Origin of the sequence: Brakhagea baltica (genome assembly GCF_052161605.1) — a bacterium.
Lineage (GTDB): Bacteria > Planctomycetota > Planctomycetia > Pirellulales > Pirellulaceae > JBKCUI01.
The window spans coordinates 4,264,916-4,278,148 of sequence record NZ_CP197409.1 but is presented as its reverse complement, the minus strand read 5'-3'; the positions used below and the strand labels follow the sequence as shown (position 1 = coordinate 4,278,148).

General features: G+C 50.4%; 15 protein-coding genes. 7 read left to right on the top strand and 8 right to left on the bottom strand.

Going from position 1 to position 13,233, the window contains the following annotated elements:
- Positions 1-365: 365 nt before the first annotated feature.
- The 5 genes from SH449x_RS16385 to SH449x_RS16365 form a co-directional block, all read right to left on the bottom strand.
- The gene (locus SH449x_RS16385; RefSeq protein WP_482377153.1) at positions 366-1,205 is read right to left on the bottom strand and encodes a hypothetical protein; all 840 of its coding nucleotides are present in this window, start codon (positions 1,203-1,205) and stop codon (positions 366-368) included.
- A complete protein-coding gene (locus SH449x_RS16380) occupies positions 1,196-2,062 on the bottom strand; it encodes an RHS repeat domain-containing protein (protein ID WP_482377152.1) in 867 nt (288 codons plus the stop codon). The genes SH449x_RS16385 and SH449x_RS16380 overlap by 10 nt, the downstream gene beginning before the upstream one ends.
- 274 nt (positions 2,063-2,336) lie before the next feature.
- The gene (locus SH449x_RS16375; RefSeq protein WP_482377151.1) at positions 2,337-2,780 is read right to left on the bottom strand and encodes a tyrosine-type recombinase/integrase; all 444 of its coding nucleotides are present in this window, start codon (positions 2,778-2,780) and stop codon (positions 2,337-2,339) included.
- A 9-nt stretch (positions 2,781-2,789) separates the two neighbouring features.
- On the bottom strand, positions 2,790-3,140 hold the full coding sequence (locus tag SH449x_RS16370) for a type II toxin-antitoxin system PemK/MazF family toxin (RefSeq protein WP_482376996.1): 351 nt from the start codon (positions 3,138-3,140) through the stop codon (positions 2,790-2,792).
- Positions 3,127-3,351, bottom strand: a complete 225-nt coding sequence (locus tag SH449x_RS16365; RefSeq protein WP_482377150.1) for a hypothetical protein — start codon at positions 3,349-3,351, stop codon at positions 3,127-3,129. Before SH449x_RS16365 ends, SH449x_RS16370 begins: the two co-directional genes overlap by 14 nt.
- 45 nt (positions 3,352-3,396) lie before the next feature.
- Here SH449x_RS16365 and SH449x_RS16360 point away from each other — a divergent pair, with 45 nt between their 5' ends.
- Complete coding sequence (locus SH449x_RS16360) at positions 3,397-3,642, top strand: hypothetical protein (protein WP_482377149.1); 246 nt, start codon at positions 3,397-3,399, stop codon at positions 3,640-3,642.
- A 67-nt stretch (positions 3,643-3,709) separates the two neighbouring features.
- Here SH449x_RS16360 and SH449x_RS16355 read toward each other — a convergent pair whose 3' ends face one another.
- Complete coding sequence (locus SH449x_RS16355) at positions 3,710-3,967, bottom strand: hypothetical protein (RefSeq protein WP_482377148.1); 258 nt, start codon at positions 3,965-3,967, stop codon at positions 3,710-3,712.
- A gap of 221 nt (positions 3,968-4,188) precedes the next feature.
- On the opposite strand from SH449x_RS16355, the gene SH449x_RS16350 reads away from it, so the two are divergent.
- The 4 genes from SH449x_RS16350 (at position 4,189) to SH449x_RS16335 (ending at position 9,014) form a co-directional block, all read left to right on the top strand.
- Positions 4,189-6,024 carry a peptidylprolyl isomerase gene (locus SH449x_RS16350; RefSeq protein WP_482377147.1) on the top strand — a complete coding sequence of 612 codons (1,836 nt, stop codon included), beginning with the start codon at positions 4,189-4,191 and terminating at the stop codon, positions 6,022-6,024.
- Positions 6,025-6,038: 14 nt separating this feature from the next.
- Entirely contained in the window at positions 6,039-6,368 is a 330-nt protein-coding gene (locus tag SH449x_RS16345) for a hypothetical protein (protein ID WP_482377146.1), read from the top strand.
- A 103-nt stretch (positions 6,369-6,471) separates the two neighbouring features.
- Positions 6,472-8,061 (top strand): Eco57I restriction-modification methylase domain-containing protein, encoded by a 1,590-nt coding sequence (locus SH449x_RS16340; protein ID WP_482377145.1) that lies wholly within the window; start codon positions 6,472-6,474, stop codon positions 8,059-8,061.
- Positions 8,058-9,014 (top strand): BsuBI/PstI family type II restriction endonuclease, encoded by a 957-nt coding sequence (locus SH449x_RS16335; RefSeq protein WP_482377144.1) that lies wholly within the window; start codon positions 8,058-8,060, stop codon positions 9,012-9,014. Before SH449x_RS16340 ends, SH449x_RS16335 begins: the two co-directional genes overlap by 4 nt.
- A 49-nt stretch (positions 9,015-9,063) precedes the next feature.
- Here SH449x_RS16335 and SH449x_RS16330 read toward each other — a convergent pair whose 3' ends face one another.
- Both SH449x_RS16330 and SH449x_RS16325 read right to left on the bottom strand, forming a co-directional pair.
- The gene (locus SH449x_RS16330) at positions 9,064-9,957 is read right to left on the bottom strand and encodes a sugar phosphate isomerase/epimerase family protein (RefSeq protein ID WP_482377143.1); all 894 of its coding nucleotides are present in this window, start codon (positions 9,955-9,957) and stop codon (positions 9,064-9,066) included.
- Positions 9,958-10,106: 149 nt separating this feature from the next.
- Entirely contained in the window at positions 10,107-11,477 is a 1,371-nt protein-coding gene (locus SH449x_RS16325; protein WP_482377142.1) for a hypothetical protein, read from the bottom strand.
- 238 nt (positions 11,478-11,715) lie between these two features.
- Between SH449x_RS16325 and SH449x_RS16320 the strand changes: the two genes are divergently transcribed.
- Together SH449x_RS16320 and mtnA are read left to right on the top strand one after the other, a co-directional pair.
- Positions 11,716-12,156, top strand: coding sequence for a response regulator transcription factor (locus tag SH449x_RS16320; RefSeq protein WP_482377141.1), 441 nt, complete (start codon positions 11,716-11,718; stop codon positions 12,154-12,156).
- Positions 12,153-13,211 (top strand): S-methyl-5-thioribose-1-phosphate isomerase, encoded by a 1,059-nt coding sequence (mtnA, locus tag SH449x_RS16315; RefSeq protein WP_482377140.1) that lies wholly within the window; start codon positions 12,153-12,155, stop codon positions 13,209-13,211. Before SH449x_RS16320 ends, mtnA begins: the two co-directional genes overlap by 4 nt.
- Positions 13,212-13,233 lie beyond the last annotated feature (22 nt).

Sequence of the window (13,233 nt, the reverse complement as noted above, 5' to 3'; positions counted from 1 at the left end):
CCATTCTCTTCCCCCCCTTCCCTTCCGTCTCGCCGCAGGCGAGACGGAAGGGAAGGGGGGGAAGAGTCCGTCGTTACTAGCTTGTTAGTCGTGCTTCCACTGAGATGAACTCAGTGGAGAGCAAATGACCGAATTCGGTGCAACAAAGTGCTCGAAAACGGTCTCTCATGGCTCGCTTGAGCCCCGATCGGGACGATAGGAAAACCAAAACCCCTTTGGAAATCCTATAAGGAAAAGATTGGCTTTCTTTCAAACTTCCCACTTCACCCTTCAAACTTCTTCCGCCCGACCGCGATTGGCGGAGACCTTACTGACTAAGTCTATCTCTTATTCTGTGAACTGCTGCTGTTTCCGCACAGTGTGGCCTAGCGATGTCCTATGTGATAAAAGGAAAATTGATCTGGCTTAATCTTTAGCTCAAACTCTTCCAATTGATTATGTTGCTCTCTAATGCCGATTCGCCGTTCCTGTGTTACGTAAAGCGGTTCTGAACAATCATATCTTCGAATTCGCTCCCCCTTTGCGAGTCGGTGAAAAAGCTCCATTTCGAAAGTTTCTCCCTTGGGGATCCCAGAAAGTTCAACAAGTCCGTCTGAGTCCGAACATGCAGCTATACCATCTGGCCAAACAACAACATATACCTTCGAAAATGGATTGGTTTCAAATGCCATACTGTTTCCACCAATCGCGATATCCGAGGCAAGAAATGATACGATTTTTTCTCCACCTGAATATACAGCTCTGGTTTGAATTTCCTTGCCATTTGAATCTAACAGCTTTCTTAGTTGAAAATTCGAAGAATTTACAAAAAACACCTCATCCAGTTCATTGGTAATGATAAGGGGGGCGGAGGGGCGAAAGTCACGTACTGCAATTGAATGGGAGCTTGGTTCACTTACGATTGTTCCCTCTCTTTGAGGAATCCGAATGGCAACGACAACGTCTTTGATCCCCAATGATTCGCGATTTACCTCAATCATATCTTGCGCTACACGTCGCTTGCCGGTTTTAATAGTCAGATCCTTTGGCAATACTGTGGTCGGAACAGAGGGAATGTCCCCATCTAAAATAATTCGAATGCGAATTGAAATGGTGGTGTCGCGAGAGTCGTTTGCTTCGCAGGCAAAAGCCGTTACGAAAAAAGACACCAATAAACTAATACCATTCAAAAGTTTCTGCGTCGCGTAAAGAGCGTTTATTGCCATTCTTCAGGCACTCCTTCGGATTCTAGCAATCCCTGTTCTGGAGTCTGTGAATACAGATACTCAGATTGACAAGAACAAGGGAAAGACTCGCCAACATATCGCTCTCCCTTACCTACGCCCCATCGAATCGGGCTCCAAAAGGAAATCGCCCAATCGTCTGGATATTTTCCTGGATCTTGTTTTACTTGGCCAAGCTGAATACTTTGCCCAATTTCAACTTCGCATTTTACTCGACACCGTTCCTCATCGTAGTCGTCTACCCAGCAAACACCCGTAAATCTAGTCGGGAATCTATTTCGCCTCCTAAGTGCTTGAAAATTCGACACATCTGTACCCCAGAAACCCATCTTATCTGGGTTTCTTACACGTTTGTCTATATCCGTTCCGAATGGATCGATATCCGACATTGACATATACGACCGGTACAAGCTTAAGCCGTCCACATATCCTAAGCGGTCTCTTCCCAAGAATCTCCCTGCGAGCGGGCTCATCCACCTAGCTCGGAAGTGATGGAGGCCGAGCGTCTCATCCCATTCACGACCAGTATAGGTGTATCGATTACCAACAGCAGAACTCGTAAGCACAGTTCCGGACGCATTACAGATCGTCGGTTGACCATACGCAGTGTACGCGTAGCGCTCTGCGACCGCGCCGGTCGACGTGGTCATAGCGGTAATCGAGTACTGTTGGTTGCGATGGTAGCCTAATGCGACTTCGGTGACCGTTGTGGTTTCTAATGTGGGTACTTCAGACGCGGTGAAAGAGGTGTTGAGCGAGTCGATGGAATCAAACGAGGCATCGAATGGCAGCGATGCGGAAGAGGGGGCTTCGGAAGTGGTCGTCGGGTGATGTGTCATACCCGAATTGTAAACGGTCCAAGAGGCGGATTGGTAGCTGATTTTTGGGATTTTTTAGCGTGTAGTGGACGAGGCAACGAGGCCCGACCGCCTGGCACGAATACGGCAGGAGTCCAATTGGTGTAAGCACAGGCGGTCTCCAGTGCAAAGGGACTCGTTGCCTCATCCACTACAACAGCCGGGACTCCTTGCGTCGTCCACTACAAGCACCCTCCCCGAGTGATCGTAAACTCCACTCGACCCTCCCGAATTCTTCGGGAGGGTTAAAAGGGATCTACTTGGGTCGTTGGTCGGGTTTGGCGGGGTGGGTGGCGTCGTGGACTTGGCGCAAACGATCGATCGTGACGTGCGTGTAAACCTGCGTGGTGTTGAGACTGGCGTGACCCAGCAACGTTTGCAAACTCCTTAAATCAGCCCCGTTCTCTAACATCAACGTCGCAGCCGTGTGACGCAACACGTGACAAGCTCCACTCTTGTTGATCTCGGCGGATTCTAAGTAACCACGCACTAACTGTGATAACTGGACCGGTGATATCGGCTTGCCCGTGGTACCCAGAAAGATGCGATCGCTCTCTTCCGGCATCTTACCAAGCCGCTTTCTCCCATTGCCTGCCAACAACCAAGGTCGCACTTCGAGTAAATACTTCTCTAACCATTCCAAGGCTCTTACTCCCAACGGAACCACGCGTTCTCGCTTCCCTTTCCCTTGTCGGATCATGAGCAGGCTTCAAAGACCTAGTGCCGATTTCAGAGCATAATCGATGGCGGACATAGCAGGATACTGTCCGATTGCCCGATCAATTTCCATATCGAGTACCGTCGCCAAATTATCAGCCATGATGACTGAGTCGCAATGCAAGCCAGTGCTTTTACCTTCTGGTGAGGCGTGAATGACATCAATTCGGAAGGGAGGCCCAGACCGTGCCATGTTACTGCTCACCATAGCGACAATGCTCTGAGGAAGGCCGGAGTTAAGATTATCCGCTTGGACTACGACCGCTGGACGACGCTTCGCCGTCCTAAGATTAGAGTCTGGGAACAGGACTAGTACAACGTCGCCTCTCTTACATCGCATCATAAGAATCCATTTCTGGTCGCTCCCAGTCTTCAGCGAAAGCTGCTAAGCGATGACGAAGATCCGCCGCTTGTTCCTGCGATATGCCACGATCTGCGAGTGGAATAGACTCCGGTGATAAAAACGTAACGATTACCTGACTAGCCTCTTCTGGGGCAGGTTCGACGAGCTCAATTTGTCCATTACGATAGATTCCACGAACCGATTTAAGCATTCTTTCATCTCCTTGCTACGGATTATAACCTACCCAACCGGCATCATGGAACGAAGCTCTCGAGTTTTCTCAAGAACGACGCTATCCGCATCCCTCGAGCACCGCTTGCCACCAGAACCAAAAGGCAATGTACTGGCGACGCTACGTCGGTATGGGCAAGGCTTCCTTTACGATTCCAGCATTCCACGCCACGCCAGACGATCGCTGGACAAGATTCTAGGCTGCCGGACCGGGGAATACGGCTCCAGCGTCTTTGATTGTAAGATACTTGGGGACACAACATTTTTTTGACCGTCAAATTGTAGCGTCTGTTGTGAAATACGAAAAAGCGGTCGACGCTCAAACGGGACCACTTCGTTTAGAAACATGCCCACATGCGAAGCTTGAATCCAGAGCGATAGCCAAAATACAGCCTTTGAGAACAGACCGATTCCCCGCTCTTGTCGGAACGCCAAAAGAAAATCGCGGACTTGCGGGCTATAGCCACTTCATCCGGTGCAAGGATTTCCACGCGAGAAATGCGAGCCACAAGAAGCTCCGATGAGATCACGAATAAGCCGGAAATAAACCGATTACACCGCGAGAGATAAGAGTTGTGTGGAAAATCGTTGCTCATTAATCCTCTTGCGTTTCTCGCATCTCTGGCGGTGTGGAAATCTTTATCGCGGACACAATGGGGACGCAGGAAAGCGCTTAGATAAACCGGGGGCGCGGTCGGCATCGAAACGGTGTGTGTCCCCAAAATGTTGGTCCTTATAAGTATCGAAATCGGAGTGTGTTTGGAGTACGATGGTACCTCTAACGAATGCTACCTTCGCGTTACTCGATCACTATAATATGAAAACAAGAGACTCAAAGAAATCTTCCCGATACAGATTGATGCTGCTTCCGTGTTCCGTGGCAGCAATGCTGATATCGGCAGATACGGCTTCTGCACAGCAGGTTGTCACACGCGTTTCGCCACCAGTGGTGCGGACCTCAGCAGAGATTTCCATCGCCATAAATCCTGTCAATGTCAACAACATCATAGCCGGTAGCTTGGTGCGCGGCCAAGGTGTAAAGGGGTCTAACTCATCCTTTGTCTCGCAGGATGGCGGAAAGAGTTGGGTCTCCGTCGAAGTGCCCAACCCTGACAATCGCACGCAAGGTGATGATGTTCTGCTGTTTGATGCTAAGGGTCTCGCCGTGCATGCGTTCATCGCCTTTCATGGGCTATGGAACGACCGACCAAAAGTGGCTGCTAATGGTATCGGGCTAACGACAAGCGATGATGGTGGTGTCACCTGGAGCGATCGGGTCATGATCGTTGATCACCTGAATACCAAAACACCATTCGAGGATAAGCCTTGGTTGGTATTCGATCGCCATCGGCGTTCACCGCATGCTAACAATCTGTATGCATCCTGGACCCGATTCGACGTATACGGCAGCTCTGAACCGACCGACAACACGCACATTCTGTTTTCTCGAAGCACCGATGGAGGCCGTACATTTGCCCCGCCGATTCGTATATCCGATGCCCCAGGCGATTGCTTGGATGACGATGGGACCTTGGAGGGAGCTGTCCCCGCGGTCGGACCAGACGGAACGGTTTACGTAGTTTGGAGCGGACCGCGTGGCTTGGAGTTTGATAAATCCGCCGATGGTGGTTTGACCTTTGGCAAAGACCGCGTGATCACAGAGACCCCTGGTGGTTGGGCCTCTGATGTGGACGGAATTTCCCGCCATAACGGCATGCCGGTCACTATTGTTGATGCTTCGCGTGGACCGTCGCGCGGGACGATCTACGTCAACTGGATCGACGAACGCAATGGCAACAAAGACGTTTTCTTGATCTCGTCGACTGACGGTGGAGAAACCTGGACACCTCCTCGTCAGGTAAACGATGCTGCGACCGACGAAGGGCGGGATCAATTCTTTACCTGGATGGCCGTCGATCCATCGGATGGTTCCGTGAACATTGTCTACTATGATCGTTCTGCTACCACAGGCACCAGAACTCGACTCACGCTTGCGCGAAGTCTAGATGGTCACACATTCCGCTATTTTCCGATCGACATCGATGAATTCGAGAGTCGTCGTGACACCTTCTTTGGCGACTATATCGGCATTGATGCCCAGCAAGGTCGCGTGGCAGTCGGCTTTATGCAATTCGAGCAAGACAAATCGAAGCCAACCGACGTTCAGGTCTACTCTGCGGTTCTAGATTTTGAGCCGGGCACTTTTGATCAAATTCCCCATGGTTCCCGATTTTCTGGCCCCGAGTTAGTAACCGTTCAACACATCTTGGTTGGCTTTGAAGGTTCCGTACCAGACAAGGATATTTCGCGGACCAAGGAGGAGTCGGAGAAATTGGCCAAGGAGTTGCTCGCGCGTGCTCAGGCAGGCGAAGACTTTGAGTCGCTCGTAAGTGAGTTTACCAATGACCAATCCCCAGGCATCTACGCGATGTCAAACTTTACGGTGACTCCGCCAAAGAGTGGCTCGCAATCCGAGTCGGCTGATTCCTCTGAGGCTGCCGCAAAGTCAGCATCTAAAGTTTCCCCTCGAGGAGGAATGGTTCGAGCCTTTGGCGACATCAGCTTCTCGCTTGCACCAGGTGAAATCGGCATGACCGAGTATCACACCATCAACAGTCCGTACGGTTGGCATATCATCAAGCGACTGGAATAGTCATCTTTGCTATCGTGAATACTGAACAAAGCCAGTTCGCAGAAATATTAGCGGAGCATCTGCGAGTTTATCGGAAGATGTCCCACACCGAATTGGCTAAACGTCTCGACTCACGACAGCATCAAGATACTCTTGATGTTTTTGACGGTAGGACCGACGACGGAACGGAGTATACCATCGAGACAAACATCATTTGGGATGATCGGTCAAAGCAACGCATACGAGTCATGGCCGATTTGTCTACTGGTAGAGCGGGCTGCTTATTCGGATTCCTTCCTATCTTCTTGCCAGATTGTTCGGACGGTTTCCTTCTTGCTTCAGACGGGTCGTTCGTAGATGAATGATTGGCAATGTTCTTAGACAAGCCTTCCTAAAACCGTTTTGGGGATCGGATGGATCGCTAAGGAACGTCCCCCCAATTTGACAGGCTCTCAAGCAAATGAGAGAATGTTAATCTTGTACTCAGGTTCTTTGACCGGATCTCATCAGCTATTCAGATGGATTCTCTTTTCGAGCGATAAACCGAGGCGCATTTCCATCAACGGAGTCAATTGGTTGCAGACAGAAATCGAACAAGCACGGTTGCGATTATCGCGAAACACCGATGCGAAGAAGAAATCTCAGTTCGGTCAGTTTCTGACACCTGAACAGACGGCTTCTTTTATGGCAAGCCTTTTCCCACCTGGGGAGGGCGTATGTCGCTTGCTCGATGCAGGCGCTGGGATCGGTTCTCTATCTGCGGCATTCCTCGAGCAGTGGCTTTCCGGGATGCTTGGGTTTCAACAGGTAGAACTCGATGCATTTGAAATCGATAGCAGCCTGCATTCGGAGCTTGAGAACACCTTAAAGAAATATGTAGGCGAAACTTTCCAGTTTGCAATTCACGGGGATGATTTCATACACGCCGCGACAGATGCGATCTCCGGGGGGCTGTTTTCAAACCCCCTACCGCGATACAGTCATGCCATTCTTAACCCGCCCTACAAGAAGATAAATAGCAATTCTTCGCATCGACATGCACTCCGTCGCATCGGTATTGAGACCGTTAATCTCTACTCGGCCTTTGTGGCGCTCGCTGTGTCATTGGTCACCCCCGGTGGACACATTGTAGCGATCATTCCCCGAAGCTTTTGCAATGGACCCTACTACCGCCCATTTCGCGAATTCATACTAAAACGTGCTTCGATTCGGCAAATCCATCTTTTCGATTCTCGGAGTAAGGCGTTCAAAGATGATGGAGTTCTTCAGGAGAATATTATCGTGCATCTCGAGCGCGATGGTCAACAAGGGCCAGTGATTGTCTCGACTTCAACGGATGACACTTTCTCAGACCTTTCCTGTTATCATCACCCCTTTGAACGCATCGTTTTACCCGATGATCCAGCACGGTTTATTCATGTGCCAACTTCGCTTGAGGAGAACGCTCTTGACCAAGTATCGGCGGTCCGCTTTTCGCTCGGTGATATTGGTGTATCGATCTCGACAGGACCGGTGGTTGATTTCCGAATGAAAGATCACCTTCGCGATAATCCAGGACCAGAAACGGTTCCTTTGCTTTACCCAGGCCACTTCCTCGATGGACGAATGTTCTGGCCAAACAGTAAAATAAAAAAGCCTAACGCAATCATTCGGAATCGCGACACGGAAAAATGGCTTTATCCCACCGGTTACTACTGTGTGGTGCGACGATTCTCATCTAAGGAAGAAACACGTCGAGTTGTTGCGAGTGTAGTCGACCCCACCGCGCTCGGTGAGTCAGAAATGCTAGGTTTCGAGAATCATCTAAACGTATTTCATGTAGGCAGACAAGGATTACAAAAAACTTTAGCCCACGGGCTAGCAGTGTTTCTGAATACAACTGCCGTTGATGAGGCATTTCGCCGCTTTAATGGCCACACTCAGGTCAATGCAACCGACCTTAGGCTCATGAGATATCCAGATCGAGACGTACTAATGCGGCTTGGCGAGTGGGCTTTGAAGCAGTCGACTTTTTCGCAGAACATGATCGATACAGAGTTCTGGAAAGTCGTTGAATGAGAGCAAACAAAAAAAGTCGACATATTAAGTCCGCCATACAAACTCTCGTTTCCCTTGGTTTTTCTCGTGCTCAACAAAACGAACGTTCTGCACTCTGCCTTTTAGCGCTTTTGAATCTAACTCCAGGTAAATCCTGGTCCAAGGCAGAAAATCCTTTGATTGGAATTACCCCTATCATGGAATGGATTCGTGAGAACTACGATAAAGATTATGCCCCAAATTCCCGCGAGACTATTCGGCGGCAAACGATGCATCAGTTTTGCGACGCAGGCATAGCGCTGTATAACCCAGATCAATCGGATCGACCTGTAAATAGCCCCAAGGCGGTTTACCAGATTGAGACAACAGCTTTAACATTATTGCGCACCTTTGGAACTCCCGAATGGCATGATGCGTTAAAGACTTATCAGTCCGAGCATGAGACACTCCTAGCGAAGTACGCCAAGGAACGCCAACAAAACCGTATTCCAGTAAAGATCGCGCCCGGCAAGAAGATCTCTCTTAGCCCAGGCGAACACAGCGAATTGATTCGCGCAATTATTGAAGATTTTGCACCGCGCTTCGCGCCTGGAAGCCAATTGATTTATGCTGGAGATACGGAGAACAAATGGGGATTCTTTGATGCTCCATCACTTTCTAGCCTGGGCATTGATATTGGAGCTCATGGAAAGATGCCAGACGTAGTACTTCACTACACGGCAAGGAATTGGCTGCTGTTGATCGAATCGGTTACAAGTCACGGTCCTGTCGATGGAAAGAGGCACGCGGAACTTGCCAAGCTATTTGTTCATTCGACAGCAGGTTTGGTGTATGTCACCGCTTTCCCTAATCGCAGGACAATGAGTCGCTACCTGGGAGACATCGCCTGGGAGACCGAGGTGTGGGTTGCAGACGCGCCATCACATTTGATTCACTTCAATGGCGTAAGATTTTTAGGCCCGTATAGCGACTAGTAGCGCATCCGTTTCATTGCTTACTTGTGCAATTTCAGCTGACTTAGCTTCAATTAACCAATGGTTTGAGCTTCTCGATCCATTGTGGGATCGCTTCCAATGCGGGTTCTTTTTCTTCGTATTCCAGAGCAACCCAGCCGGAGTAGTTGGCGTCTCGCAGGATCTGAATCACTCGCTCTAAATCGGTTGGCTCAGGTTTTCCAAGAGGAGCAATCGAAACCTTGATTTGTGCATTAACAGTATGAGGTGCAATCGATGCTAACTCTTGATACGGCTCATTGGTCGAACGGAAGTTGCCTGAGTCAAAGTTGACACCGAAGTTCTTATTCGGAACCCGCTTGAGAATATCCAGCAACCCCGTCGCCTTGGCTGTGACTCCGCCATGATTCTCCAACCCAAGAAAAAGCCCCTTGGCTTGAGCATACTCGGCAACCTCTCGACAGGCCGCTGCACAACGCGATATCGTATCCTCCCACGATTCGCCACTCGGTTGATCTCCCGCAAAAATACGAATCACCGGAGCACCCAGTATTGCGTAATGGTCGATCCATCGCTTGGTGTGGTCGATGTCGTTTTGAAGTCGCTTTGGATCAGCTGTGCAAAAGTCGTTACGAATAGCACCACCAGAAATGGAAACACCTTGTCGATGGCAATGCTGCTTGAGATCGATCAGGTACTCTGCGGTAATATCCTTGGGAAAGTAGTAGCTTGTCAGTTCCGCACCAGAGACCCCAAGCTCACGGCAGTACTCGACGAAACGGAATAGATCCCAGCCACTTTTGCTATCCGTGAGCAGATCACGAACTGAGTATGCGGCCAAGCTCAACCGAAGCAACGTTTTCTTGTTGGCTGCTAGACCGGCCGAAAAACAAGGACGTGCACCGAATGCACACATGGCAAGACCGAACGTCTTGAGTAAGCCACGTCGATTCGTAAGGTTCATAATGGTACTCACTGGATTGGATTCGGGTAACCGGAAGACTAGAGGATCTACAATTTCAAAGTCAGGATATCGCCCAATCAGTATAACGCTTTAGCAGCTGCGCAGGGCCTCAGCTATCATTCCCGAGGCTAGATGGCCACAGTTTTGGCCTAACGCTGCATAGACTGATCCAAAAGCGGAGCGGCCACTCGACTGCTTGGGCCGCTGAGCAGTGGTTGATGAGGCATTGGCAGATAGCCAGCCAAGCTCGATTGCAATCGCTCCTTCATGGCTATTGCGAGTTCCGTGGATTCGTAGTTCACTCGATGACTTGCCATCCAATCAAACAGTCTGTCAAAGCGAATGGTTTGAGTCGCAGCGTAGACCTCACGTTGATCTATCAAGCCGGTGAGCCGGAATCCATCTTGCTCTTCACTCAAGCCGCCTCGACAATGAATACCCAGCGAGTCGATACGGACGAGGAGCTTGAGATCGTTGACCGGTAGATGCGATCGGTCATCAACCGCGAACTTGTGAGGGGCGTGCAATTGGATCGGGGCATATCGAAGCCAGTTGAAATTCACCTGACTTCCGCCACGAATCTCTCCCTCGAAGGACTCGAGTCGCTGATTCTTGATCTTGGCGCTAGAGACGAGCAACGTTCCCTTACCAAGCAAGGGCGATCCAATATCCTTGCCGAATCGTTCCCAATCTAAGTTCTCGAAAACGCCTGACAGACTCCATTGAGAACCGGTCGAGGAGTAATCGGCTTTGCCTGTGAAACTAGCCAATTCGCCCAGTGACTCGAGGTTTGGCAGAAACGGATAAAGGATAGAACATGGAAACGGGGATTTGCCCGTATGTACGGCCCAGTCTGTAACGGGAATTTGATCGCTATGTTGCCTGCGAATATGAACCGCGATCGGCTCAATTTCGGAGGTGGGGGTAAGTGCGAATCGCAGCTTGAGATCCGAGGTTTGCATGGAAGGGCTGTATTCGGCTTCGACTCGGTACAATCGATTCGGCAAGTATCGGGGCTCCGAAGAAAGGGAGAGCGATGATGTATTTTGCAACACCAGTTCCGGGACAGAGAGCTTTAGCAAACGGACCGCATTATGCGGTCGACATAAAAAGGAGTCGTGAATGATTCGGACTGCCAAGTCAGCTTGGTTCTGCTCCAGCTCAGCCCCATGCAATGTGATGGCCCAGCCCTTTGTGGTCATCAATCCTTCGACCCGTTCCGATCGCAGGATCGGGGAGCGGGTTTCTGGGTGAAAGCAAACCAGCTCGTGGATTTCAAACCGTTGAGGCGACAGGGGCTTAATGGAGGAGAAATCAACATCGAGCCCCAGGTTGTTGCGTATTCTTTCTCGCCACGCTGCTGCTCGCTCCCACTGGTACCAAGAGGTTTTGGAAACGATGAGGAATGCTAGCGTTAGGAAAAGGGGGAGAACTCCGAACAAGAAAACAGCGGCTCGGCACAACCGTCGTTGCGTCGATTCGTGCAGAAATCGTTTTTTCCGAATTCGCTTGGGGGCCACGAAGTTTCCGGTGATCTTTTGGCGAACCAAAGGTGAGTTTTATGCAGAAAATTGTTGATCGTCTTTTAGCTAAACTGGTAGCAAATCCCAAATTTTCCTGCAAGAACGGTTCGGGTTCGGAAGAAAGGTTTCGTACTCCTAATCCCCTTGGTATAACAACGTTGTAGAAATGCACGCATTTGCCTGCCGTGCGATTTCTTTTACCCACCGAATTTGCTCCCTTGCGACTGCTGCAAAAATGCCGATTGAACCAGCTTGGCAATCTGAAAACCGCGTGCCCCGCGTATTAATCGTCGACGATGATTACGAGGTCGCCGATCCTGTAAAATACGCCCTCGAGGGATTGGGATTCGAGGTTACACACGTTCCCGATGGTGACCAAGGGGTCGAAGCGGTCGACCATATCAAGCCCGACTTGATGGTGCTGGACATGATGATGCCCGGCAGAAGCGGCTTCTTGGTGCTCGAGCATTTGCGCAGAACCAAACGTGATGGCATTCGAGTCATCATGGTGACCGGCAATGAGGGAGAAAGGCATCAAGCTTATGCAAGAATGCTGGGGGCCGATGACTACATCCACAAGCCATTTGCCATGGACAAATTGGTTGCTAGCGCCAAGGCCTTGCTCAACACTCCATTTCCCGATCCCGATTCTCCACAGGACGAGTCTGCCTCATGAGTTTAGTTCCCGTTCAATCGATTTGTTGGACCGGGGACATCGACGGGCATCTTGAGTTGCTTGACCAAACTCGACTCCCACTGGAAGTCCATGTCTTAGCGATTGAGACCATCGAGCAACTCTTTGAAGCCATCGTCTCACTGCGAGTTCGCGGAGCACCAGCTATTGGGATCGCGGCCGCTTACGGGGTGGTTATCAGTGCTCAAAAAGCGAGGGGGTTGTCGGTTCCAGATGCGATCGCTCAGATTGCAGCCGATTGCGAGACCTTAGCAACCAGTCGGCCAACCGCAGTCAATTTGTTTTGGGCTCTCGATCGGATGCGATCGGTATTAAAGCGGAACCCAAACGTTGCCAATTCCGATGAGCTAGTTCGAGCACTTCTGCGTGAAGCGTTGGTGATTCACGACGAAGATCGTCGCATGTGCCATACGATTGGCGAGTATGGTGCCGATCTGCTAGAGGGAGTTACCGGTGTCCTCACCCACTGCAATACCGGTGGCCTGGCGACCTCCGAATATGGGACCGCTTTATCGGCCATCTTCACGGCTCAAGATCGCGGAAAAACGTTACAGGTATATGCGGACGAGACACGGCCGTTGCTACAAGGTGCTCGTTTGACGGCTTGGGAGCTCCAGCAAAGAGATATTCCTTGTACGTTGATATGTGACTCCATGGCCGCCCAAGTCATGCGCGAGGGACGAGTGCAAGCGGTCATTGTTGGGGCCGATCGCATTACAGCTCGCGGCGATACAGCCAACAAAATCGGCACATACGGGCTAGCGGTTTTGGCGAAGTTTCACGGAATTCCTTTTTACGTCGCTGCTCCAACGAGTACATTCGATTTGTCAATTGTAGAGGGAAGCCAGATTCCGATCGAACAACGCAAGGGCGAGGAAATCACGAATGCCTTTGGGCGGCAAACCGCTCCTGACGGGATCGCGGTGTATAATCCAGCGTTTGATGTGACCCCAGCCGAATTGATTACAGCGATCGTTACCGAACGAGGTATCATTGCTCCTGTTACAGAAGATCGTGTCCGATACCTGATAAAATAGCGGCAACCTATAGATCCAAGGG